The 23,449-nt window shown below is 52.2% G+C and carries 21 protein-coding genes and 3 tRNA genes; 14 read left to right on the forward strand and 10 right to left on the reverse strand.

The window, feature by feature from the left end; all coding sequences use genetic code 11:
- Positions 1-112: 112 nt before the first annotated feature.
- The 4 genes from KCG43_RS08125 to KCG43_RS08140 all read left to right on the forward strand — a co-directional run bounded on the left by KCG43_RS08125 (position 113) and on the right by KCG43_RS08140 (position 2,049).
- A tRNA-Phe gene (locus tag KCG43_RS08125) sits at positions 113-188 on the forward strand.
- Positions 189-237: 49 nt separating this feature from the next.
- A tRNA-Asn gene (locus KCG43_RS08130) sits at positions 238-313 on the forward strand.
- Positions 314-468: 155 nt separating this feature from the next.
- Positions 469-544 (forward strand) — tRNA-Thr (locus tag KCG43_RS08135).
- A 236-nt stretch (positions 545-780) separates the two neighbouring features.
- Positions 781-2,049, forward strand: coding sequence for an HD-GYP domain-containing protein (locus KCG43_RS08140; RefSeq protein ID WP_218384299.1), 1,269 nt, complete (start codon positions 781-783; stop codon positions 2,047-2,049).
- Between the two features lie 33 nt (positions 2,050-2,082).
- On the opposite strand, the gene mrcB is transcribed toward KCG43_RS08140, so the two are convergent.
- Both mrcB and hrpB read right to left on the reverse strand, forming a co-directional pair.
- Complete coding sequence (mrcB, locus tag KCG43_RS08145; RefSeq protein ID WP_370630675.1) at positions 2,083-4,509, reverse strand: penicillin-binding protein 1B; 2,427 nt, start codon at positions 4,507-4,509, stop codon at positions 2,083-2,085.
- A gap of 64 nt (positions 4,510-4,573) precedes the next feature.
- Entirely contained in the window at positions 4,574-7,066 is a 2,493-nt protein-coding gene (gene hrpB / locus KCG43_RS08150) for an ATP-dependent helicase HrpB (protein ID WP_218384304.1), read from the reverse strand.
- 127 nt (positions 7,067-7,193) lie between these two features.
- Here hrpB and thpR point away from each other — a divergent pair, with 127 nt between their 5' ends.
- The 8 genes from thpR to panC all read left to right on the forward strand — a co-directional run bounded on the left by thpR (position 7,194) and on the right by panC (position 13,732).
- Complete coding sequence (gene thpR, locus KCG43_RS08155; protein WP_218384306.1) at positions 7,194-7,814, forward strand: RNA 2',3'-cyclic phosphodiesterase; 621 nt, start codon at positions 7,194-7,196, stop codon at positions 7,812-7,814.
- Entirely contained in the window at positions 7,811-8,518 is a 708-nt protein-coding gene (gene sfsA, locus KCG43_RS08160) for a DNA/RNA nuclease SfsA (RefSeq protein WP_192015783.1), read from the forward strand. Before thpR ends, sfsA begins: the two co-directional genes overlap by 4 nt.
- Before the next feature lie 137 nt (positions 8,519-8,655).
- A complete protein-coding gene (gene dksA, locus KCG43_RS08165; protein ID WP_027253634.1) occupies positions 8,656-9,105 on the forward strand; it encodes an RNA polymerase-binding protein DksA in 450 nt (149 codons plus the stop codon).
- An 82-nt stretch (positions 9,106-9,187) separates the two neighbouring features.
- Entirely contained in the window at positions 9,188-10,096 is a 909-nt protein-coding gene (gene gluQRS, locus KCG43_RS08170) for a tRNA glutamyl-Q(34) synthetase GluQRS (protein ID WP_192015784.1), read from the forward strand.
- 81 nt (positions 10,097-10,177) lie between these two features.
- Positions 10,178-11,542: a polynucleotide adenylyltransferase PcnB gene (gene pcnB, locus KCG43_RS08175; RefSeq protein WP_218384307.1), complete on the forward strand. Its 1,365-nt coding sequence runs from the start codon at positions 10,178-10,180 to the stop codon at positions 11,540-11,542.
- A complete protein-coding gene (folK, locus tag KCG43_RS08180; RefSeq protein WP_192015785.1) occupies positions 11,539-12,024 on the forward strand; it encodes a 2-amino-4-hydroxy-6-hydroxymethyldihydropteridine diphosphokinase in 486 nt (161 codons plus the stop codon). The genes pcnB and folK overlap by 4 nt, the downstream gene beginning before the upstream one ends.
- A 25-nt stretch (positions 12,025-12,049) precedes the next feature.
- Positions 12,050-12,844 carry a 3-methyl-2-oxobutanoate hydroxymethyltransferase gene (panB, locus tag KCG43_RS08185; protein ID WP_192015786.1) on the forward strand — a complete coding sequence of 265 codons (795 nt, stop codon included), beginning with the start codon at positions 12,050-12,052 and terminating at the stop codon, positions 12,842-12,844.
- Between the two features lie 12 nt (positions 12,845-12,856).
- Positions 12,857-13,732, forward strand: a complete 876-nt coding sequence (panC, locus tag KCG43_RS08190) for a pantoate--beta-alanine ligase (RefSeq protein ID WP_192015787.1) — start codon at positions 12,857-12,859, stop codon at positions 13,730-13,732.
- A 100-nt stretch (positions 13,733-13,832) separates the two neighbouring features.
- Here the strand turns inward: panC and KCG43_RS08195 are convergent, their stop codons facing one another.
- Positions 13,833-14,603 (reverse strand): ABC transporter permease, encoded by a 771-nt coding sequence (locus KCG43_RS08195; protein WP_218384308.1) that lies wholly within the window; start codon positions 14,601-14,603, stop codon positions 13,833-13,835.
- Positions 14,600-15,523 carry an ABC transporter ATP-binding protein gene (locus tag KCG43_RS08200; RefSeq protein WP_192015789.1) on the reverse strand — a complete coding sequence of 308 codons (924 nt, stop codon included), beginning with the start codon at positions 15,521-15,523 and terminating at the stop codon, positions 14,600-14,602. The genes KCG43_RS08195 and KCG43_RS08200 overlap by 4 nt, the downstream gene beginning before the upstream one ends.
- A gap of 173 nt (positions 15,524-15,696) precedes the next feature.
- Between KCG43_RS08200 and can the strand changes: the two genes are divergently transcribed.
- The gene (gene can, locus KCG43_RS08205; protein ID WP_192015790.1) at positions 15,697-16,347 is read left to right on the forward strand and encodes a carbonate dehydratase; all 651 of its coding nucleotides are present in this window, start codon (positions 15,697-15,699) and stop codon (positions 16,345-16,347) included.
- A 66-nt stretch (positions 16,348-16,413) separates the two neighbouring features.
- Here the strand turns inward: can and hpt are convergent, their stop codons facing one another.
- On the reverse strand, positions 16,414-16,947 hold the full coding sequence (gene hpt / locus KCG43_RS08210) for a hypoxanthine phosphoribosyltransferase (RefSeq protein ID WP_192015791.1): 534 nt from the start codon (positions 16,945-16,947) through the stop codon (positions 16,414-16,416).
- 208 nt (positions 16,948-17,155) lie between these two features.
- On the opposite strand from hpt, the gene KCG43_RS08215 reads away from it, so the two are divergent.
- Positions 17,156-17,764 carry a TetR/AcrR family transcriptional regulator gene (locus tag KCG43_RS08215; RefSeq protein ID WP_192015792.1) on the forward strand — a complete coding sequence of 203 codons (609 nt, stop codon included), beginning with the start codon at positions 17,156-17,158 and terminating at the stop codon, positions 17,762-17,764.
- Between the two features lie 9 nt (positions 17,765-17,773).
- Here KCG43_RS08215 and KCG43_RS08220 read toward each other — a convergent pair whose 3' ends face one another.
- The 5 genes from KCG43_RS08220 to KCG43_RS08240 all read right to left on the reverse strand — a co-directional run bounded on the left by KCG43_RS08220 (position 17,774) and on the right by KCG43_RS08240 (position 23,369).
- Positions 17,774-18,811, reverse strand: coding sequence for an ABC transporter ATP-binding protein (locus KCG43_RS08220; protein ID WP_192015793.1), 1,038 nt, complete (start codon positions 18,809-18,811; stop codon positions 17,774-17,776).
- Entirely contained in the window at positions 18,811-20,439 is a 1,629-nt protein-coding gene (locus KCG43_RS08225) for an iron ABC transporter permease (protein WP_192015794.1), read from the reverse strand. The genes KCG43_RS08220 and KCG43_RS08225 overlap by 1 nt, the downstream gene beginning before the upstream one ends.
- 153 nt (positions 20,440-20,592) lie before the next feature.
- Positions 20,593-21,606, reverse strand: a complete 1,014-nt coding sequence (locus KCG43_RS08230; RefSeq protein WP_218384309.1) for a Fe(3+) ABC transporter substrate-binding protein — start codon at positions 21,604-21,606, stop codon at positions 20,593-20,595.
- 165 nt (positions 21,607-21,771) lie between these two features.
- Complete coding sequence (locus KCG43_RS08235) at positions 21,772-23,001, reverse strand: ammonium transporter (protein ID WP_218384310.1); 1,230 nt, start codon at positions 22,999-23,001, stop codon at positions 21,772-21,774.
- A 29-nt stretch (positions 23,002-23,030) separates the two neighbouring features.
- A complete protein-coding gene (locus tag KCG43_RS08240) occupies positions 23,031-23,369 on the reverse strand; it encodes a P-II family nitrogen regulator (RefSeq protein WP_120513354.1) in 339 nt (112 codons plus the stop codon).
- Positions 23,370-23,449: the final 80 nt, after the last annotated feature.

The raw sequence follows: 23,449 nt of genomic DNA on the forward strand, positions 1-23,449 counted from the left end.
CGGGCAAGGGAGATTAAAATCCACGCAATCCGTACAAAAAAAGGGATCTTGTTCGTTTTTTTTCAAAAAACCATTGACGGAAAAACGCAAAACCTTTTTAATGCGCCCCGTTGCCTCGATAGCTCAGTCGGTAGAGCAGAGGATTGAAAATCCTCGTGTCGGTGGTTCGATTCCGCCTCGAGGCACCATTATTAAATATTATGGTGTTCATTTGGCAACATCTTGATAAGAAACAATTCCCCCTTAGTTCAGTTGGTAGAACGGCGGACTGTTAATCCGTATGTCGCTGGTTCAAGTCCAGCAGGGGGAGCCAATTAAATACATTGTTTAATTGCAGTGTATCTCCTCCAAACTGGTAAGCACTGTGTGCTTAATGTCGCTGGCCTGGCCGGCCGCACCTAGTCGGCCACATTAAGTCCAGCAGGGGGAGCCAGTTTTGTTATTTGAAAATAACTTAACAATAATAAAGCCGACTTAGCTCAGTAGGTAGAGCAACTGACTTGTAATCAGTAGGTCACCAGTTCGATTCCGGTAGTCGGCACCATCTTTTAAACCTCGCAATTGCGAGGTTTTTTTTATCTATTCCTCTTGCACATTTTTCACGACATTAAGCCCATTTTTTATTAACGGTATTCTTAATAATCGATTTCAGAACGCTATTGTGATACACATTTCACACAGCACGGAATAACCTCTCCCTTACCCGACTGTCAAAACATGACAGGCACAGGACACACCGTGCATTGCCTGCCTGAAATAGTAAATGCATAGAAAAAGGTAATGACAAGCATAGAACTTCCTACCGAGTGTTTAACTCCAGGTCTGTATATCAAACTGCCGTTACAGTGGACGGAGCATCCGTTCATGCTTAATCACTTCAAGATTAAAGATAACCAGCAGATCCGTCTGATAAAAAACCTCGGGCTTAAATTTGTCATTCTCTATCCGGATAAAAGTGATACCCACCCTCTTCCGAAAAATACGCTCAATACCGAACAGGATGACATCTCAGAGCAAGAAGCCCGCTTTATCCATAAACAAGCCGATAAGTTGTGGAAAGAAAAGCAACGGCGAATTGAGTATCTGAAGAATTACAAACGCAACCTCAACCGTTGCGAGAAAAGCTTTCAGCGTTCTTTGTCCAAGTTACGCGCTATTTCGCAAAAAATAAAAAACCGTCCTGTGACGGCGTTTGCCGATGCAAAAGAACTTGTCAACGATATGGTAGAAGCCTTACTGGACAACGACAATCTGGTACTGCACCTGATGAGCGATGCGAAAGAATCGGAAGATATTTACTACCATTCGCTGAATGTGGCCGTACTTTCCATGTTGCTGGCCAAGTCAAACGGTATGCCAGCCAGCGATATCAAAACCATTGCCCTTGGTGCCCTGTTTCACGACATAGGTAAACAAAAAATACCGACGCACATTCTGCGCAAAATAACTGCTCTGACAGAGCCAGAAACGAATTTCCTCAAACTGCACCCGAAGTACAGCCTTGAACTGGCAGAGCTGGGTGAAAACTTCCCGGATGCTGCCAAACCTATTCTCAGTCAGCACCATGAGCTGATGGACGGCAGTGGCTATCCGCTGGGCTTACAGGGCCATCAAATAAATCGCTTTGCACAATTGGTTGCTGTCGTTAACGCCTACGACAACTTGTGCCATCCTATGGATCCCGGCAAAGCCAAAATCCCCTACAGTGCGCTTTCCTATCTGTTTAAACACAAGAAGGGGCAATACAGTGAGGAATTCATCGCGTTAATGGTGCGTATGATGGGCGTCTATCCGCCGGGCAGTGTCGTGCAGCTTTCCAATCAGCAGGTCGGCATGGTCATTTCCATCAATGCCAAACGCCTGCTTTACCCCAACATTTTGATTTACGATCCGAGCGTGCCGTCCAATGAAGCACCAGTGCTTGATCTGGAACAAAGTGAACTGACGATAGAACGGGCGCTGCATCCGCAGAAACTGCCCGAACCTATACGCCAGTACCTCAATCCCAGAGCCCGTATTTCTTACTACTTCGAACCGGAAAACGGATAAGGGCTGACAATACAGCCCTTCCGCCGATGCGCTTTACCAGCTGAACATGTCTTTGATCCAGCCTTCAGGTTTACCCTTCCGGCAATGTGCAGACAACGAACCGGTCGGATCCCAGGCAGGCAGTGACTGCTCGCCCTGGCAATCCAGGCCCAGAGTGCCGTTCTGCAATCTGTGATACTTAAGCGTACTGAGTTTCTGCGGCCAGCTAAGCTGCAGCCGCTCAGGCTGGCGCCGCTCCAGATAGCCACTGTAGAGGCGTAATGCGCCGCTGGATCCGGTCAGCTTCACCGGTTTATTGTCATCCCTGCCAATCCACACAGTGACCACTTCCCTGCCGTCGGCCCCGACAAACCAGCTGTCGCGGGTATCATCTGTGGTACCGGTTTTGCCAGCCAGTGCTGCCCAGCCAAATCTGGGTTGCAGATAACGCCCTGTCCCCTGACTGACAACCCGCTTCATCGCATAAGTCGTCAGCCAGGCCGCCTGCTCAGGCACCACCTGACGGCCGGAAGGAAGATGACGGTAAAGCACCTTGCCCTGACGCTCGACCACAGCGCGCAAAGCCGTCTGGTCGGCGCGGCGTCCCCCGCTGGTCAGGCTCTGGTACATCTGACTGACGTCAAATGGCGACAGGGTAAAGGCGCCCAGCAAAATTGAAGGCAGGCGTGGCACGGCTTCTTTGGCGACGCCAAGTTCAGCCAGAGTGGCTATCACATTGTCCAGCCCGACCTGCAGGCCCAGATTCACCGTAGGGACATTCAGCGAACGCGATAAGGCGTCATACAAAGGCACCTGGCCGCGATATTTACGATCATAGTTTTGCGGGCGCCACTCACTGCCCTGATTGCCTTTGAGCAAAATCGGCTTGTCGTCCAGTGTCGTTGCCAGACTGAACTTATCAGGCTGGCGCAGGGCGCTCAGATAAACGGCAGGTTTCACCAGCGAACCAATCTGCCGGCGACTGTCGAGTGCCCGGTTGAATCCGGCATAACCCGGACGGCTGCCGCCTATCATGGCCCGGATCTCACCACTGTGACGGTCCACCGCCACCATAGCCGTTTCAATCGGACTTCCGGCTTTTTTCTCCAGTAGCGGGATCCACTGAGCAACCGCATTTTCTGCTTCTTGCTGCGACACAGGATCCAGAGTGCTGAAGATCCGCAAACCGACCCCGGGAGTGAAACGGTTACCGACTTTCTCTTTCAGTTCCCGTTGCAGAAGCTGGAAGTACGCAGGCTGGCGGCTGGCGATCACCGGCTGCTTTTGCACATCCAGCTTTCTTGACGCGGCCTGCTCATACTCAGCGCCAGTCAGGATATTTTGATCCAGCATCAGTCTGAGCACCAGATCCCGCCTGTCTCTGGCGCGATCGTTATGTCGCCACGGGTTGTAGTACGACGGGCCTTTGACCATGCCCACCAGCATCGCCAGCTGATCAATGCGCAGTTCCTGCAAAGGCCGGCCAAAGTACAAGCGTGCGCCCAGGCCAAAACCATGAATTTCCCGGCTGCCGCTCTGGCCGAGATACACCTCATTCAGATACGCTTCCAGGATACGATCTTTGCTGTAGCGATAATCGATAATGATCGCAATATAGGCTTCCTGGATCTTGCGCCACAGCGAGCGTTCGCGGGTCAGGAAGATATTTTTTGCCAGCTGCTGAGTTAAGGTACTGCCGCCCTGCACGGTACGTCCGGCTTTAAGGTTCACCAGCGCCGCACGCAGGATAGCCAGTGGTGACACCCCGCCGTGGTGATAGAAATCCCGATCTTCAGTCGCCAGCAGGGCATCAATCAGCACTTCAGGAAACTCTTCCCGTGGCGTGAAGATCCGCTGCTCCCCTTCTTTAGTGCCCAGCATCCCCAGCATTTTGGGTTCGACACGAAGATACCCCAGCGTCTTTTCCCGCCCGAGATCGTCAATCTTGCTCAGCCCGCTGTCACCGAATGTCAGCATTACGTGGCGCTGACTTTCATAACCGTCATCGAATTCAAACGGACGGCGCACCATCTCGATGCGGGTCGACGAGGCAGAATACTCCCCGGCACGCTGCGGGGTACGGACTTTGTGATACTGCAAGGCGTCCAGCTCACGTTTCACTTCGCTCAGGGTGATGGCCTGACCGGGTTGCAAATCCAGCACCCGGCCGTACACAACGGCGGGTAAGTCCCAGAGCTGGCCTTCAAATTTGTCCCGTACCAGGGTGTCCAGATAGATACCCACTACCACCACCACGGCCAGAACCGCCAGCCCCAGCTTGAGTCCGGAGAACAGAACCCAGCGCCCTATGCGGGCGAGGCGGCTTTTCGGTGGGGTGCGTTTAGGCGGTGTCTTAGCCGCTTTTTTGCGCGGCTGAGTTTTGGCTTTTTTGCTGGCCGGAGCGGTTTTCCTGGTGGCTCTTGGCTGTTTTTCCGTTGGCTTTTTGGGCGCGGCCAGGCGGTGCTTGGACTCTTTGATCATCATGATGTCTTAGTGATGTCTTCGCTATCAGGCTGTCAGTTTCAGCGCAGCACATGCTGGCCGACTACATATATTTCTTGGTTTTTCGTGTCGGGGCATGACTGGCGGGATCATCAGGCCAAACATGCTTAGGGTAACGGCCCTTCATTTCTTTTTGTACCTCTTTGTAGGCACCTTGCCAGAATGCGGCCAGATCCGAAGTGATCTGTAACGGACGCTGGGCCGGGGAAAGCAGCTCAAGTACCAGCGCAACCTTTCCCTGGGCTATTCTGGGTGAGACCTGCTCACCGAACATTTCCTGCATACGTACCGCCAGTACAGGGGCCTGCCCAGGCTGATACCGTATCGGGTAACGTGACCCGGTCGGCACCTGATAATGGGTTGGCAGTGCCGCATCCAGAGCTTTGGCCTGCTCCCAGCCCAGATACGCTTCCAGAGCGGCGGTCAGATCCAGTTTCACCAGCGCCTTCATGCTATGGATCCCTGTCATGAAAGGCAGCAGCCAGTCTTCCAGAGCCAGCAGCAAACTTTCTTCATCCATGGCCGGCAGTGCCATCTCCGGCAGCCAGCTGGCCGCGCAACGGGCGCGAGTCAGCAGGCCTTCGCTGCGCGCGTTCCAGGGCAGTACCTTCAGCCCCTGACGGCGAATGGCATTCAGCAAGGCTTCCCCGGCACGGGCCGGATCCGGCTCTGCCAGCGCGGTACGTTTGATAATCAGCTTGCCACAGCAATATTGCTTCTCAGCGACCAGACGGCCTTTTTTGTCATCCCAGTCGAGCCATTCCTTCTCATGGAACAATTGCGGCATCGCCTGCTGCAATTGCCCGATATCGGCCGCCACAGCGGAAAATACCCGGCTGTCACCCTGCCTGGTTTTCACCACATCAGCCACCACCAGCGCAGACTCCCCTGCCAGCGGATGGTCATCATCGATAACCACGCCCTGACCGTTAGCCAGCTGAAAGCGACCATCCTGCCCCCGGGACACGGCAACACGATCGGGAAAGCCCGCCGCCATCAGCACAGGCAGCCAGCGACTGTCAGTCCGCCATCCGAGCGTCTTATCCTGATCCGTCGTCCCGAGTTTTGAAAAATGCTGTCTGGCTCGCTGCCTGTAGTACGCACTGCGGGGGAGCTGATCCGACTCCAGCAGGTGCAGCTGAAATGCCAGATCTGGATTGTTCATCCCTCTGACCGGCTCTTCTAACAGCGCCACCAGCATAGCGGCGGTCACGCGCGCACTCACCTCAAGCGAGCTGGCATGCGCCAGAATCGCCGCCAGCCTGGGCTCAGTACCCAGTTGCTGGATGGCCTGTCCTTTGCCGGTGAGCTGATGGCGTGTGTCCATCGCCCCCAGCGCGATCAGTAATGCCTGAGCCTGCTGCAGCGCGCCCTCAGGCGGCACATCCAGCCAACGCAGTTCACCGGCGGAAGCACATCCCCACTGGGCCAGCTCCATCGCCAGATGGCTCAGATCGGTACGCAGGATTTCCGGCTCGGGCACGGCGGGCTGACGGGCCAGTAATTCTTCGCTGTACAGCCGCAGGCAAATACCTGGCTCAAGCCGCCCGGCACGTCCGGCTCGCTGTTCCGCCGAGGAACGGGCAATACGCACTAACTCCAGACGGCTGATACCGGTTCTGGCGTCCCAGCGGGCAATCCGCTCTAAACCGCAATCCACCACCAAACGAATACCTTCAATGGTCAGGCTGGTTTCTGCGATATTGGTTGCCAGTACAATTTTCCGTTTGCCCTTGATGGCAGGCTGTATGGCCTGCTGCTGGGCTTTACTGTCCATTTGGCCATACAGTGGCGCAATAATAACATCCGGGCTGACAGCCGCTTGCAACCACTCGGCAAGCCGGCGAATTTCTCCGGCACCGGGCAGAAAGACCAGCACAGAGCCTGGCTCAGCCGTCATCAGCCGGAGGATCTCGCGCCCGGTCCATTCAATCGAAACACCATTACCCTGCTGGACGCTGGTAGCCTGAGTCTGGTATCTGTAGTCCACCGGATAGCTGCGACCGGCTGATACCAGGTATTCGGCATCAGGCAGTAAAGATTGCAAAGCCTGATGATCCAGGGTGGCCGACATCACCAGTAATTTCAGATCGTCACGTAAGGCTTCCTGCACTTCCAGCGCCAGTGCTAACGCTGTATCGGCATGCAGACTTCGTTCATGAAACTCGTCGAAAATCAGCAGTTCTATGCCGGATAACTCAGGATCTTGCTGCAACATCCGGGTCATTACCCCTTCAGTCACTATCTCCAGCCGGGTCCTGCCACTGACCCGAGTTTCGCCCCGCACCCTGAGCCCTATGGTCTGTCCGACTTCCTCGCCCAGCTGAGCCGCCAGGTAGGAGGCAATATTACGGGCAGCCAACCGGCGCGGCTCCAGCAGGACAATTTTACCGGCCACTGCGCCCGCAGCCAGCAGTGACAGCGGCAACCGGGTAGATTTACCCGCACCTGGCGGTGCCTTGAGGATGATCTGTTCACTGCGCTCAAGCGCCTGGTGCAAATCAGGCAGCACCGCATCAATGGGGAGTTGTGACAATATCTTTACCTTGTGTCATCTTCTATGAAGGCGCCTGTGTTGCAGATAATACAGAACGCTCAGAAACAATCGGACTTATTGTACTCAAACAGGGATAACGGTGCTATCCAACCGGAAGGAGGTCACTATGTCGCATGACTCTGGGTCACATTACTTCAGGCAGCCTGATTTTCCACCGCAGCCAGGCAGCCAACGGATGTTTTTTGCGCTGCCGCTGACGGCCCCCCCCGCGGCGAATCTGGCGCCGTACCAAGGCTTGTGTCAGCTGAAAGACGCCTTACCCGGCAAAGGGCGTACCATACCGGATGCCAACCTGCATCTGACGCTGGCCTTCCTCGGGCAGATCACCGATGAGCAAACCCGCCAGCTCGTCGCTGCTGTCAACCAGCTCACCATCCCGGCTTTCTCGATGCATTTCAACCTGCTGCGTTACTGGAAACGCAGTCGCGTACTCTGGCTGGGCGGCGATATCTGCCCCGAGCCTTTAGGCCGGCTCGCCGAGCAACTGAACCAGCTGGCCCTTGATCTTGGGCTGATACAGGATGCCAGACGCTATACCCCGCACATCACGCTCAGGAAAAACCTGCGTCAGCGCCCTGTTATTCCTGACGAACAACCGGATTTTCTTTTTCACTTTCAGCGCTTTGGTCTGTATATTTCTGAACCCGACGGGCCAGGCGTCCGTTACCGGCTCGCGAACCAGTGGCCACTTATTCAACCGGAGATCGCCGTACAGGACAGCGAATGAATTACACACCTTCCCTGCAGTCAGCCACACTCATTAAACGCTATAAACGCTTTCTGGCCGATATCGCGTTGCCCGATGGCACCACCACGACCATTCACTGTGCCAACACGGGTGCCATGACAGGGTGCGCCGATCCCGGCTCCACCATCTGGTATTCCACCTCGGACAACCCTAAGCGGAAATACGCCCACAGCTGGGAATTAACACAAACGCAGGACGGACACTGGATTTGCATCAATACTGCCAGAGCGAATCAAATTGTGGTCGAAGCACTCAAAAATAACCACATTCCGGAATTATCCGGCTATGCTTCATTGCGCACAGAAGTGAAGTATGGTACTGAAAACAGCCGGGTAGATATTGTTCTGGATGATCCCTCGCTGCCATCTTGTTTCATTGAAGTAAAAAGTGTCACTTTGCTGGAAGATGATGGCCGCGGGTATTTCCCGGATGCTGTTACCACCCGGGGACAAAAACATTTAAGGGAGCTGGCAGAGGTCGCCGCCACAGGTCAGCGCGCTGTGTTATTTTTCGCAGTCCTGCACTCTGGGATTGAAAATGTCGCCGCGGCACGCCATATAGACCCGGTCTATGATGAGTTACTGGAACAGGCAGAAAAAGCAGGGGTGGAAGTCCTCTGTTACCGTGCAGAAATCAGCCCGACGGCTCTGACTTTGAGCCAGCGGATAGAATTTGCTCAGTAACGCGGAAAAATGATGCTTTCTTCACAATGGTATAAAATTGAAGATATGCAGTAATTGCCACGTTATATCCTTTCTGCTATAGATACCCGCCAAAATTAACCAGTGACGGTTATTCGGTATATGTTAGGAGATGCTATATGCCAGAGAGCAAGGTTAAAAAATCGTTAGGCATCCTGGCTATTGCTGGGGTTGACCCGTATCAGGAAAAAGCCGGCGAAGAATATATGGGTGAAGCGCAGTTAGAGCACTTCCGCAAAATTCTCGGAGCCTGGCGCAACCAATTGCGTGAAGAAGTTGACCGTACCGTTAACCATATGCAGGATGAAGCGGCTAACTTTCCGGATCCGGTTGACCGTGCAGCACAGGAAGAAGAATTCAGCCTGGAACTGCGTAACCGAGATCGTGAGCGTAAACTGATCAAGAAAATCGAAAAAACGCTGCAACGTATCGAAGATGACGATTTTGGTTTCTGTGATTCATGTGGCGTGGAAATTGGTATTCGCCGCCTGGAAGCCCGTCCGACAGCCGACCTGTGCATCGACTGTAAGACACTGGCAGAGATCAAAGAAAAGCAAATGGCTGGCTAAACTGCCCTTTGTAACCATAATCTGACAAAAGGGAGCCAAGGCTCCCTTTTTTATTGTTATTGACTGTCTGCTATCCAACACCATGACAAGATTATCTCCGTATACTGGACGATTCGCCCCCTCACCTTCCGGTCCGCTGCACTTCGGCTCACTGGTGGCAGCATTGGGCAGCTATTTGCAGGCGCGCTCCCGGCAAGGTCAATGGCTGGTCAGAATCGAAGATCTGGATCCCCCGCGTGAAATGCCCGGTGCCGCAGACGACATACTGCGCACCTTGGACGCCTTTGGCATGACCTGGGATGGCAGTGTCATTTACCAGAGTCAGCGCCACGCCCTATACCAGGCTCAGATAGAACACTGGCTGGCTCAGGGCGACGCCTATTATTGTCGTTGCAGCCGCAAAGCGATCAAAGAAGCCGGTGGCTTTTATCCCGGCACTTGCCGCAATGCCGGCCTGGATGCCGCTCACAGTGCGGTAAGGTTGAAAGTCGACCAGGCCATCACAGGTTTTCATGACCAGCTGCACGGCTGGATCGCAATACCCGAAGCGCTGGCCAGCGAAGATTTCATCATCCGCCGCCGTGACGGCCTGTATGCCTACAACCTGGCTGTCGTGCTGGATGATATAGCGCAAGGCGTCACAGAGGTCGTCAGAGGAGCCGATCTGATTGAACCGACAGGACGCCAGATAGGCCTGTATCACCGATTAGGACAACCCGAGGTAAGCTATTTACATCTGCCACTTGCCGTAACGGAAAACGGCAATAAACTGTCCAAACAAAATCACGCGCCGGCTATCGACACGCGTCGGCCAGGACCGCAGCTGTGGCACGCTATGAGGTTTCTGGGGATGTGCCCGCCGGCAGAATTGCAGTGCGCTGATCGCGACGACATTCTCCGTTGGGGGATCGCGCATTGGGATGTCGCGAACCTGCCGCCAACAACAGCGATCACGCTGAACCTAGCATCTAGAGGTGACTTGGGTATATGATATGCGGCTGTTCAGTCCGGCCTTATCACAATTACGAGGTGTGTTATCTTTAGTCGAGTCGCCAGCTTTTGCCGTAAAGTATTGACCCGAGAGCAAAAAGCTCTGGGTAACAAGGAGCCAAGCTTGCAAGTTTATCAACGCCAGGAGCACGGTATCTCCCGCAAAGACATCAGCGAAAATGCGCTGAAGGTACTCTACCGCCTCAATAAAGCCGGTTTTGACGCCTATTTGGTCGGCGGTGGTGTTCGGGATTTGCTGCTGGACAAAGAACCCAAAGATTTTGATATTGCGACCAATGCAACGCCGGAAGAAATTAAGGCGCTGTTCCGCAATTGCCGCCTGATCGGCCGCCGCTTCCGTCTCGCCCATATACTTTTTGGCCGTGACGTGATTGAAGTGGCCACTTTCCGCGGCCACCATGATGCAGGCGCCGTTAAGCTGCCAGCCGGCAAGCAGGCCATTGCCTCACGCAACCATGAAGGCATGCTGCTGCGTGACAATGTCTATGGCACCATTGATGAAGACGCAGAACGCCGTGACTTCTCGATTAACGCCCTGTATTACAGCATCAAAGATTTCACAGTCAGTGATTACGCGAACGGTGTGGTTGATCTGCAAAACCGCCTGGTCCGCCTGATCGGCGATCCAGAAACCCGCTATCGTGAAGATCCGGTGCGGATGCTGCGTGCCGTACGCTTTGCCGTCAAGCTGGATATGCAGATTGAAGCCCGCACTGCAGCCCCGATTCTGGAACTGTCGACCCTGCTGAAAGACATTCCTGCCGCACGTCTGTTTGAAGAGAGCCTCAAACTGCTGCAGGCCGGTAAAGGGCTTGAGACTTACAAAATGCTGCGCGAATACAATCTGTTCCAGCAGCTGTTCCCGATTCTGGCCGAGCATTTTACCGAAGATCACAGCAGCCTGACCGAGAAGATGCTTGAGCACATCCTGGCTGCCACTGACGTCAGAATCGCAGAAGGTAAGCGCGTCAATCCAGCCTTTATGTTTGCGGCCATGCTCTGGTATCCGATGAATGTCCGGGCAGAAGAAATTGCCAGCACCAGTGGTCTGAGCGACTACGATGCCTTCATGATAGCGGCCAATGACATTTTGGATGAGCAGGTGAAAAACATTGCCATCCCTCGCCGCCTGACCACGACTGTGCGTGATATCTGGCAGCAACAGCACCGCTTCAGCCGCCGTTTCGGTAAACGCGCCTTTGCCATGCTGGAACACCCTAAATTCCGGGCAGCCTACGATTTTCTCGAAATGCGTGGCCAGTTTGAAGGGAAAGATGTGGCTGAACTGGCAACCTGGTGGCACAAGTTCCAGTTTGCTGAACGTGATGAACGCAATAAAATGGTTCAGGAACTGGGTGGCGGTAATCAGCGTCGTCGCCGTCGTCCGCAACGACGAAAGAAACCACAGGCAAAATCGGCCTCATGATTCGTGCCTATATTGCCATCGGCAGCAATTTGAATGATCCGGTGAACCAGGCTTACCAGGCACTGACGGCGTTACGTCAGGCCTGTGACCTAAGCGTGGTCGCTGAGTCCTCGCTGTACTGCAGTACCCCTATGGGGCCGCAGGATCAGCCCGATTACATCAATGCTGTGGTTGCCGTTGATACTGAACTGACACCACTGGCGCTGCTCGATCTGACGCAGAAGATTGAACAGTTGCATGGAAGAGTCCGTAAAGCAGAACGCTGGGGGCCGCGCACTCTGGATTTGGATATCCTGCTTTATGGCAATTTGCAGCATCACTGTGAACGTTTAACTATTCCGCACTATGGCATGAAAGCCCGTGAGTTTGTGCTTTATCCACTGGCTGAAATTGCCCCTGAACTCGTCCTGCCTGACGGTACAGCGCTGACTGACCTGCTACCCGAGGTGGACCGAAACGGCCTGCGTGTGTGGTCATCCTGACACATCCGGGAGAAGGGAGATAACAATGAAGAAAATCACTATTAACGACCTGATGAAGTGGAAGCAGGAAGGTCGTAAGTTTGCCTCACTCACCTCTTATGATGCGAGTTTTGCCCAGTTGTTTGAGCAACAGGAAGTGCCTGTCCTTCTGGTCGGTGACTCCCTGGGTATGGTACTGCAAGGCCAGACAGATACCCTGCCTGTGACTATTGATGAAATGGCTTACCACACCCGCTGTGTGCGTGCCGGCAGCCCCAATGCCCTGCTTCTGGCGGACTTGCCTTTCATGACCTATGGCACCCCTGAGCAGGCCTGTGACAATGCCGCCAAGCTGATGCGCGCCGGTGCCAACATGGTAAAACTGGAAGGGGGCAACTGGCTGGCCGACACAGTCAGAACATTGACCGAACGTGCCATACCTGTGTGCGCCCATCTGGGCCTGACACCTCAATCGGTCAATATCTTTGGTGGCTACAAAGTTCAGGGACGCGATAAAGAACGCGCTGATCAGATGCTGGCCGACGCCATTGCGCTGCAAAAGGCAGGCGCACAAATTGTCGTGCTGGAGTGTGTCCCTGCCTCACTGGCCAAACGCATCACCGAAGCCTTAGATATTCCTGTTATCGGCATCGGAGCCGGTAACGTGACTGACGGCCAGATTTTAGTCATGCACGACATGTTAGGCATTTCTGCCAACTATATGCCGCGTTTTTCTAAAAACTATCTTGCTCAGACTGGCGATATCCGCAAAGCGGTTTCACAGTATCTGAAAGAAGTGGAAACGGGAACATTCCCGGGTCCAGAGCATACCTTTGAGTAAGGAAAACCCACCATGCAGACTTTTGCTGACATTTCCCCTGTTCGTGAACAGGTTCGGGCCTGGCGCCGTGAAGGCCGCCGTATCGCCTTTGTTCCGACCATGGGAAATCTGCATCAGGGGCACCTGACTCTGGTTCGCAAAGCACGCGAACAAGCCGATATCATTATTGTCAGTATTTTCGTTAACCCAATGCAGTTCGATAAAGCTGACGATCTGAATAGCTATCCTCGTACTCTGGAAGAGGATCTGGCCAAATTGAATGGTGAGGGCGTCGAACTGGTTTTCACACCGACTCCGGATATCATTTACCCCAATGGCATGGACCGACAAACCTTTGTCGAAGTGCCGGGCCTGTCTCACATGCTGGAAGGGGCGTTGCGCCCAAGTCATTTTCGTGGCGTCGCCACCATAGTGGCCAAGCTGTTTAATATTGTGCAGCCAGATGTGGCCTGCTTTGGTGAAAAAGACTATCAGCAACTGGCGTTGATCCGTCAAATGGTCAACGATCTCGCGATGCCGATTGAGATCATTGGTGTACCGACAGTGCGTGAAATGGATGGCCTGGCTATGAGCTCTCGTAATGGATACCTCACCGTAGATGAGCGTCAGCGCGCACCGGTACTGGCCAAAACCATGCGCTGGATCAGCAGCCAGATCCGCGGCGGACGCCGTGACTTTGATGAAGTGGTGCTGGATGCCAATGATCAATTGCGTGCTGCCGGTCTGGAACCGGATGAAATTTACATCCGTGATGCCCGTACGCTGCAGGTTGTCGGCGAAGAGACCACACAGGCGGTGATCCTGATGTCTGCTTTCCTGGGGAAAGCGCGTCTGATTGATAATCAGGTCATTGAGCTGGCCTCTGTCTCAGCAGACACCACTCACTAACAAAACCAGACAGACATCTGCGATAAGCATCTGACTAAAACGCCCAGTTACTTACCGGTAACCGGGCGTTTTTATTGGGCATTAAACCCGCTGTATCGACTCAGGAGCGTAAGCCTATCCCTTTTGATATCAGATAGTGGGCCAGGCCGTACAAAGCAAGCACAAAGGCCAGAAGCACGCTAAACGCTGTGCCTATACCGACATCGGATACCCCGAGGAAGCCATAACGAAAAGCATTGACCATGTAGACGATAGGGTTGAGTTTGGACACCCACTGCCAGAATTCAGGCAACAGATTGAGGGAATAAAATACCCCGCCTAAGTAGGTCAAAGGCGTCAGTACGAAAGTGGGAATAATGCTGATATCATCAAAGGTTTTGGCAAACACCGCGTTGATCAGTCCCCCCAGAGAGAAAACGATGGAGGTCATGATGACAGTGACAATAATCACCCCCAGGTGCGCTATCTGCAAATCGACAAACAGCAGTGACACAGCCGTCACTATCACCCCGACACCCAGTCCGCGCAGTACACCACCGCCAATATAGCCGGCGATAATGACAAAGTTGGGCACAGGCGCAACCAGCAATTCTTCAATATTGTGCTGAAACTTGGCACTAAAGAAAGAAGACGCCACATTTGAATATGAGTTAGTGATCACTGACATCATGATCAAACCGGGCACTATGTATTCCATATAGGTAAAACCGCCCATCTCACCGATCCGACTGCCGATCAGGCTACCGAAAATGATGAAGTATAACGTCATGGTGATGGCTGGCGGCACCAGTGTCTGTACCCAGATACGGGCAAAACGGTTCACTTCTTTACTGATTAAACTTTGAAAAGCAATCCAATACTGGTATCTCATGCAGACTGCTCTCCTTGGCTCTGAGCTACAAGCGTCACGAACAACTCCTCAAGACGGTTGGCTTTATTACGCATAGACAGTACCTCTATCCCCTGAGCACTCAGCTGGCTGAATACAGAGTTCAGACCTGTTCCCTTGTGAATGTCGATTTCCAGCGTGTGGTTATCCGGCATTTTCCATGCCACACCATCAAGTTCAGGTTTACTGCCATTGAGGACAACATCAAGAATGAAGGTTTCCACCTCCAGCTTGGCCAGCAGAGATTTCATGCTGGTGTGTTCAATCAGCTCACCATGATTAATGATGCCGATATTACGGCACAGCATTTCGGCTTCTTCCAGGTAATGCGTAGTCAAAATAATAGTGACACCCTGACGGTTAATTTCTCGTAAAAAAGTCCACATCGAACGACGCAGCTCGATATCCACCCCTGCAGTCGGTTCATCGAGAATTAACAGCCTGGGTTCGTGCATCAGGGCACGGGCAATCATCAGGCGACGCTTCATACCGCCAGACAAACTACGGGCACGCTCATTGCGCTTGTTCCACAAATCCAGCTGTGTCAGGTACTTCTTTGCCCGCTCTTTGGCCAGCGCCTTGGGGACGCCATAAAAACCGGCCTGATTAATCACTATCTGCTCGACAGTCTCGAACTGATTGAAGTTAAACTCCTGCGGCACCAGACCGAGCTGATTTTTCGCTTCAACCAACTGCTTATCGATGTCATAGCCAAACACTTTCACCTGACCGGAGGTTTTATTGACCAGGGAGCTGATCACACCAATCGTGGTCGATTTACCGGCACCATTAGGCCCCAGCAGAGCGAAAAAGTCCCCTTCTTCGACTGTCAGGCTCATATCCTTAAGGGCCTGCACCCCTGGATAAGCCTTGTTTAAATCAGTAATTTCTAATGCATTCATACAATACGCTTTTTTATTTGGTATAAAGAGTAAAAAAATCAACAAATCGGATTTGCAAGCCGCCTCGCAAGTGTATAGTAATGACCTGTTTATCTTTGGCTTTGCAAGCGCATCATAGCAGCCATAGCCTGACCAAAGATAAACAACCCAATGTAGCAAACTAAGGTGTTGTCATGGCAGAAATTAAACAGCTATTTGCAAATAACTTTTCCTGGTCGGAAAAGATTAAAGCAGAAAACCCGGAATTCTTTTCACATCTAGCGAAAGCACAGCACCCAGAATATCTCTGGATCGGCTGCTCCGACAGCCGGGTTCCGGCAGAACGCCTGACTGGCCTGGACTCTGGCGAGCTTTTCGTGCACCGAAACGTGGCTAACCAGGTCATCCATACTGATCTGAACTGCCTGTCAGTGGTGCAGTATGCTGTCGATGTGCTCAAGGTCAAACACATCATTATCTGCGGCCACTATGGTTGCGGCGGTGTGGCAGCCTCCATTGATAATCCGCCCTTAGGGCTCATCAATAACTGGCTGCTTCATATTCGCGATCTGTACCTTAAACACCGCAGCGATCTGGGGACTCTGCCCCGTGAGGCCTGGGCCGATAAGCTATGTGAAATCAACGTGGCTTCGCAAGTATACAACCTGGGCAACTCGACCATCATGCAACAAGCCTGGGAACGCGGCCAGAAAGTTAAAATTCATGGCTGGGTGTACGGTATTGGTGACGGCAAACTGACGGATTTGGGCGTTACCGCCACCAGCCGGGAGTCTCTGGAAGTTTCCTACCAAAGTGCAATGGCAACGATTTTGCCCAAAGAATAACCCATAAAGTAAAAGCGACCATCTGGTCGCTTTTACTTGCATCACGCAGCTAAAAACCGAGAGTTATCAGTCTTCCAGCGGAATCACTTTTCCGATAAACCGCAGATGGCGGTATTTCTGCGCATAATCTATGCCGACACCGACCACAAATTCATCGGGAATTTCAAAACCAATCCACTCGGCATCCACGGCGACTTCACGGCGCTCAGGCTTGTCCAGCAAAGTACAGATACGGATGGAATTCGGATTACGCAGGGCCAGTATTTCCCGGACTTTATTCAGCGTGTTGCCGGTATCAATAATATCTTCAACCAGCAGCACGTCTTTGCCTTCGATTTCATCATCCAGATCTTTCAGAATACGGACATCACGGCTGCTTTCCATCGCGTTTCCGTAACTGGAAGCCGTCATAAAATCCACTTCGTGCGGCAGATCAACCGCACGGGCCAGGTCAGCCATAAAGACAAAGGAACCTCGCAGCAATCCCACCATGACAAGGTTTTCTGAGCCCTGATAATAGGCGGTGATCTGCTCTCCGAGCTCTTTAATCCTTGCCTGAACATCCTGCTCAGAAATCATGACTTCAATGGTATGCTTCATTTATCTCTCCATATGCGCATTTGGCATGCACATGGGTCTCAGTGATTACTAAAAAGCTATTCTACCATCCTTGAACAAGAAAAGTTATTGCTTCAATTATTCGAGCCATATGACACAACGGGTATAAATCAGATTGAACCAAATCCATTGCTGAGGTAGAGTTATTAAGCAAAGTGCATATAAATCGATTGGCTAGGGAATTTGTAGCATGGACACCATAGTTAAAAAAACGAGGACGCGTCTCTCACCTGAGAAACGAAAACAACAACTTCTCAAGTGTGCGCTGGAAGTGTTTGCCCGCCGAGGTATCGGACGAGCAGGACATGCCGACATTGCTGATATGGCTAATGTCTCAGTGGCAACGGTTTTCAATTATTTTCCTACCCGTGAGGCACTTGTTGAGCAAGTTCTGTCACAGGTGGAAAGAAATTTTAATGAACTGCTGAATCTGTGCCTGGGAGAAGAGCACGATACCCTTCATAGTCACCTGAGCTGCATCACAGGCTATATGATTGATGCGGTTATCGAACAGCAGGACTGGTTAAAGGTATGGTTTGAATGGAGTACTTCTGTCAGGACTGAAACCTGGCCGCAGTTTCTTGATGCAAACCGTCCGAACCTGAAACAACTGACCAATATCTTTGAGCAGGGTAAACAGGATGGTCAGCTAAGTACGGAGATCACCTCTTATGATCTGACCTGGCTGCTTCATGGTTTATGTTACGTGCTGTATTTACGCGCCAACATTGAGCCAGATAAAAACAGCATGCAAACACAGGCCGACGCTTACATCAGCCTAATGTTCCCGCAGGTATAACTGCTGCCGTTAACTGGCAGCAGCAAGTACTCTGGGCTGGTACAAGTCCAACTCTACGGATACGCGTTGACCAGTTTGCAGGATCATAGGGGTATTCACTATCAAGTGGTGCCCCTCGTAGTCTACCGTATAGCGGCAGCTGTCGCCCATGAACTGCTGTTCCAGAATAATCCCATCACCGTCTTCGGTCGGTGCCAGCTTTAGGTTCTGTGGCCTGACAAGCCACTCAACATGCCTGCCTTCGCCAAATGTGACGGCTTTTGCCAGATCAACACAGCCAAAGGGTGTCAGTAAGCCATCCTGCCCGATAGTGGCCGGCAAATAAGACCCCGCCCCCAGAAAATCAGCGACAAAACGGCTACAAGGTTGATAGTAAAGCTCCGCTGCGGTACCAAACTGTTCTATCACGCCATTGTGCATCACTGCCAGCTTGTCCGCGAAAGCAAAGGCTTCCTCCCGGCTATGAGTCACAAAGATAGCCGTTACCCCTTGCGCCTTGAAGATTCGTCGTATTTCCCGAATCAGCCCATGGCGAACCTGAGTGTCGATATTCGAAAACGGTTCATCCAGCAATATCAGATCAGGCTCGCAAGCCAGAGCCCGCGCAATCGCAACACGCTGTTGCTGACCGCCAGATAGCTGGTGCGGATAACGCTGGCCAAGGTTTTCCAGCCTGACCAGCGACAGCATTTCTTCCACTTTGGTCTGCGCATTGTTTTTTTCCCAGTCTCGCAGGCCAAAGGCTATATTTTCCGCCACAGTCAGATGGGGGAACAGCGCATAATCCTGGAAGATCATCCCTATATTGCGATTCTCCGGCGGCACCCAGTTCACTTTATCCACCACAGTACGGCCATTAATCCGCAACTCACCCTGCTCTTGCGGTAATAAGCCGGCAATGGCTTTAAGCAGGGTTGTTTTCCCGCAGCCGCTAGCTCCTAACAAACAGATGATTTCATTGTCTTCCACCACCAGAGACAGATTTTCCAGTACAGCATGACCGTTATAACGACAGGTCAGATTATGGACAGATAACGCATGACTCATCAGTGTGATTGCTCCAATGAACGGTTTACAACAACCAAAGGCACCAAGCCGACAAGCACCAGCAGAATGGCTGGCATTGCGGCCAGCTCCAGCTGCTCATCAGAGGCATAGTTGAAGACATAGGTTGCCAGAGTTTCAAAGTTAAATGGCCGCAGTAACAGCGCGGCGTTCAGCTCCTTCATGGACTCGATGAAGACCAGCAGACCCGCTATCAGGCAGCCCCGCCGGATGAGCGGCAAATGTACACGCCTCAGCATAGACATGGGCGCGCACCCCATGGTCTTGGCAGCCATGTCCAGTGACGGAGGTATTTTGGCCAGGCTGCTTTCAATACTGCCAACGGCTACTGCACCAAAACGCACCACAAAGGCAAAAATCATCGCAAACACAGAGCCGGAGAAAAAGAGTCCGGGCCGTCCCCATCCCATGAACTGAGTGAAGTCATTAAGCCAGTGATCGGCTGTGGTCAGTGGGATCATCACGCCGATTGCCAGCACAGTACCCGGCACGGCATAGCCCATCACACTTAAACGCATCGGCGCGATGCTGGTACGGCGGCCATCCAGACGATGATAAAAATTGACCAGCAGTGCGACAGCAACAGCCAGTAAAGCAGCACTCACAGCAACCATCAGGCTGTTCATGCTGAACTGTCTGAACTCAGAGTTCCAGCTCTGGGCAAAATACTGCCAGGCATAATAGAGCAGCTGCAGCAGCGGCAGGATGAAAGCCAGTCCAATCAGCCCCCAACACCAGCTCAGTGCCAGCACCTTCTTCCAGCCGGACAAACGGTAACGGACATCTTCATTCGGCTCACTGTGCTGCTGAAACAGTTTTTGCCGGCGACGACTGAATCGCTCTGCGCTGATCAGCAAAAAAATAGCCAGCAGCATCATGGCTGAAATTTTTGCCGCCGCGTTAAGATTGGAATAGCCCAGCCAGGTGTCGTATACCGCTGTTGTCAGCGAATGGACGGCAAAGTAACTGACAGTGCCAAAATCGCCCAGGGTTTCCATAGCAATCAAAGACAGGCCGACGGCAATGGAAGGCCGAGCCAGAGGCAAAGAAATGCGCCGGAAGCTTTCCAGCGGCGAACAGCGCAGCAAACGCGCAGATTGCAGTAAACTGGCACTCTGCTCCATAAAAGCCGTGCGGGCCAGCAGGTAGATATAAGGATATAGCACCAAAGCCAGTACCAGACACGCACCGCCTAAGGTTCGGATATCCGGAAACCAGTAATCCTGATAACTCTGCCAGCCAAACCAATCGCGCAGCAGAATTTGTACCGGTCCGGCATAGTCGAACCAGTCAGTGTAGATGTAGCCTATGATGTAGCCCGGCATCGCCAGTGGCAGTACTAAGGCCCATTGCAGCCACTTTTCACCGGGCAGCCGGCACATGGCCATAAACCAGGCGGCGGGCAAGCCAAACAAAGCCGCCAGTAACGCGGTGCCGGTGACCAGCACCAGTGTATTGAGGGTATAGGTCCCCATCACTGTGCTCATCAGGTGTGCAAACACCTGATCCGATTCCCCCAGTGCCGTATAGAAAATGGCTAAAATGGGTAAAACCAGTAAAACACCAAACGTCCAGCCGCTGGTTTTCCAAATAGGGTATCTGTCTTTCATTGCCGACAACTTAGTATCCTTGAGCTGACACGAGAGAAGCCTTGCCCAACGAAGGGGCAACACATGCGTCCAAGCGGTTCGCGAAAAAAAACGCCCCCAAAGATACCAGACAATCGATAAAAAGGGGCCTACCGACCCCTGTTTTTCTTCTACTTACAGATCAAACTGTACTTCATCCAGCAATTTGGTTGCTGCATTGTGATAATCAGCGATCTTTTCCAGAGGCAGAGTATCAGCACTGAAATCTCCCCAGGACGCCACCAGCTCAGAGCGCTCGACACCCGCTTTAACCGGGTATTCAAAGTTCACATCAGCGTACATGTGCTGAGCTTTGTCTGATGTCAGGAATTCCATCAGTTTCTGAGCATTGGCTTTATTAGGCGCATGCTTAGCCATCGCCATACCACTGATATTGACATGGGTACCGTTAGCCTGCTGACCCGGGAAATTGATGTAAACCGCTTCTGCCCACGCTTTCTGGTTTTCATCGCTTAACATTTTACCCAGATAGTAACTATTGCCGATTGCCAGATCACACAGGCCTTCTTTAACCGCTTTCACCTGGCCTCGGTCGTTACCCTGAGGTTTGCGAGCCAGGTTCGCTTTTACCCCTTCAAGCCAGGTTTTGGTTTCTGCTTCCCCGTAATGCGCAATCATCGAAGAAACCAGAGAAATATTGTAAGGGTGCTTACCTGAACGGGTGCAGATTTTGCCTTTCCACTCAGGTTTCGCCAGATCCAGATAATCAAAACTCGCTGGCAGACGGCCGACACGCTCTCTGGACGAGTACACACTGCGGGTACGTAACGTCAAGCCAAACCACTCATCGTCAGAGTCGCGGTACTGAGCCGGGACATTCTTGTCGATCACTTCACTGTCAACGGCCTGAACCAGGCCTTTATCACTCAATTCTGCCAGACGGCTGATGTCAACGGTCAGAATCACATCGGCCGGGCTGTATTCGCCTTCCTGAGCCAGTTTTTCAGCAATGCCATCTTTGGCAAATTTTACGTTGACCTTAATGCCAGTTTCATCTGTGAATTCTTTCAGCATCGGCTCAATTAAAAACGGCTGGCGCAGAGAGTAGACGTTGACTTCTTCGGCAGCCAGAACCATTTGAGGTGCCGACAACCCCAGTAATACAGCAGAAGCTAACAGTTTTTTCATTGAGCATTCCCTTAATACAAAAATGAATGATAACGTTTATCAGTATCGCTCAATTATACTGTAGCTGCTTCAGTCAACAATGTGTTGAAACAAATGAACACAAAAAAACGCTGCCTGCTGGCAGCGTTTTTGATAATTATGTGAATTAGCTCAACTTTAAAGCAATTACTTCACGCTGACAAACTCAGGGTAAGCATCTATGCCACAGTCGTGTAAATCCATACCGGCCATTTCTTCCTCTTCGCTGACACGGATCCCCATGGTAGCTTTCAGGATGGCCCATACGGCCAGACTCGCACCAAATACCCAGGCGAAGATAACAACCGCACCCAGTAACTGAGCACCAAAGCTGGCACCTGTGTTGCTGAACGGTACCACCATCAGGCCGAAGAAACCGCACACGCCGTGCACTGAAATCGCACCGACAGGATCATCGATTTTCAGCTTGTCCAGACCGATGATACTAAAGACAACCAGTGCACCGGCAATCACACCGATAATAACCGCTGACATAGGTGATGGAGACAGCGGATCAGCGGTGATCGCCACCAGGCCCGCCAGTGCACCATTGAGAATCATGGTCAAATCAGCTTTACCCCAGGTGGTTTTACACACTGCCAGTGCGGCGATAGCACCTGCAGCCGCTGCTGCATTGGTGTTGAGGAAGATTTTACCCACAGCCGTCGCATTCTCGAAGTCGGAAATCATCAGTTGCGAACCGCCGTTGAAACCGAACCAGCCAAACCACAGGATAAAAGTACCCAGGGTCGCCAGCGGCATGTTTGAACCGGGAATTGGCAGGATTTCTCCATTTTTGCCGTATTTGCCTTTACGGGCTCCCAGCAGCAACACACCAGCCAGTGCCGCAGACGCACCCGCCATATGCACAATTCCTGAGCCGGCAAAGTCACTAAAACCAGCGGCTGACAGGAAGCCGCCGCCCCAAGTCCAGTAGCCTTCAACCGGGTAGATAACAGCTGTCAGAACGACTGAGAATATCAGGAATGCCCACAACTTCATGCGTTCGGCCACAGCCCCTGAGACCACAGACATGGCTGTCGCGACAAAGACCACCTGGAAGAAGAAGTCAGATTCCAGCGAGTGGTCAGCCCCTTCCGCCTGAGTACCGAATAAGGTACCAAATGAAGGTAGCCAGCCACCTTCGCCGTTATCCACATACATGATGTTATAACCCACAATCAGGTACATGGTGCAGGCAATGGCGTACAGACAAAAGTTTTTAGTTAAAATTTCTGTGGTGTTTTTTGAGCGTACCAGACCGGCTTCCAGCATGGCAAAACCCGCTGCCATCCACATGACCAGGGCACCTGAGATCAGGAAAAAGAATGTGTCGAGCGCGTAACGCAGCTCTGTCACCGTTGTTGATAATTCCATGGTTGTCGTCCTCTTATCACATCTCGTTGTTATAATGCTTCTGCGTCTGTCTCACCGGTACGGATACGTACCGCATGGTCCAGATCGTAAACAAAAATCTTACCGTCACCGATTTTGCCGGTGTGTGCTGCCTTGGTAATCGCCTCAAGAATGATTTCCAGGTTCTCCGCCTGAGTGGCAATTTCCAGCTTGACCTTAGGCAGAAAATCAACCTGATATTCCGCACCGCGGTACAGTTCAGTGTGCCCTTTCTGACGGCCAAATCCCTTGACCTCAGAAACGGTCATCCCCTCAACCCCAACGTCCGCCAGCGCTTCACGCACATCATCCAACTTAAAAGGTTTGATTATTGCATTGATGAGTTTCATTAACCTTGCTCCTTAAACCTGTGCATCCCTAACATACACAGATTAATAAACAAGCTTCGTGCCAACTTTAAAAAGCCTTA

The sequence above is a fragment of the Photobacterium sp. WH24 genome (assembly GCF_019204055.1).
GTDB lineage: Bacteria > Pseudomonadota > Gammaproteobacteria > Enterobacterales > Vibrionaceae > Photobacterium > Photobacterium arenosum.

Bases quoted from the DNA above. Each gene is read 5' to 3' on its own strand.
- hpt (WP_192015791.1), bottom strand. From the start codon at position 16,947: ATGAAGCATACCATTGAAGTCATGATTTCTGAGCAGGATGTTCAGGCA.
- can (WP_192015790.1), top strand. From the start codon at position 15,697: ATGGCAGAAATTAAACAGCTATTTGCAAATAACTTTTCCTGGTCGGAA.
- KCG43_RS08140 (WP_218384299.1), top strand. From the start codon at position 781: ATGACAAGCATAGAACTTCCTACCGAGTGTTTAACTCCAGGTCTGTAT.
- panC (WP_192015787.1), top strand. From the start codon at position 12,857: ATGCAGACTTTTGCTGACATTTCCCCTGTTCGTGAACAGGTTCGGGCC.
- KCG43_RS08225 (WP_192015794.1), bottom strand. From the start codon at position 20,439: ATGAAAGACAGATACCCTATTTGGAAAACCAGCGGCTGGACGTTTGGT.
- thpR (WP_218384306.1), top strand. From the start codon at position 7,194: ATGTCGCATGACTCTGGGTCACATTACTTCAGGCAGCCTGATTTTCCA.
- KCG43_RS08195 (WP_218384308.1), bottom strand. From the start codon at position 14,603: ATGAGATACCAGTATTGGATTGCTTTTCAAAGTTTAATCAGTAAAGAA.
- KCG43_RS08200 (WP_192015789.1), bottom strand. From the start codon at position 15,523: ATGAATGCATTAGAAATTACTGATTTAAACAAGGCTTATCCAGGGGTG.
- KCG43_RS08215 (WP_192015792.1), top strand. From the start codon at position 17,156: ATGGACACCATAGTTAAAAAAACGAGGACGCGTCTCTCACCTGAGAAA.
- gluQRS (WP_192015784.1), top strand. From the start codon at position 9,188: ATGACAAGATTATCTCCGTATACTGGACGATTCGCCCCCTCACCTTCC.
- KCG43_RS08240 (WP_120513354.1), bottom strand. From the start codon at position 23,369: ATGAAACTCATCAATGCAATAATCAAACCTTTTAAGTTGGATGATGTG.
- dksA (WP_027253634.1), top strand. From the start codon at position 8,656: ATGCCAGAGAGCAAGGTTAAAAAATCGTTAGGCATCCTGGCTATTGCT.
- panB (WP_192015786.1), top strand. From the start codon at position 12,050: ATGAAGAAAATCACTATTAACGACCTGATGAAGTGGAAGCAGGAAGGT.
- KCG43_RS08220 (WP_192015793.1), bottom strand. From the start codon at position 18,811: ATGAGTCATGCGTTATCTGTCCATAATCTGACCTGTCGTTATAACGGT.
- sfsA (WP_192015783.1), top strand. From the start codon at position 7,811: ATGAATTACACACCTTCCCTGCAGTCAGCCACACTCATTAAACGCTAT.
- KCG43_RS08235 (WP_218384310.1), bottom strand. From the start codon at position 23,001: ATGGAATTATCAACAACGGTGACAGAGCTGCGTTACGCGCTCGACACA.
- mrcB (WP_370630675.1), bottom strand. From the start codon at position 4,509: ATGATCAAAGAGTCCAAGCACCGCCTGGCCGCGCCCAAAAAGCCAACG.
- folK (WP_192015785.1), top strand. From the start codon at position 11,539: ATGATTCGTGCCTATATTGCCATCGGCAGCAATTTGAATGATCCGGTG.
- KCG43_RS08230 (WP_218384309.1), bottom strand. From the start codon at position 21,606: ATGAAAAAACTGTTAGCTTCTGCTGTATTACTGGGGTTGTCGGCACCT.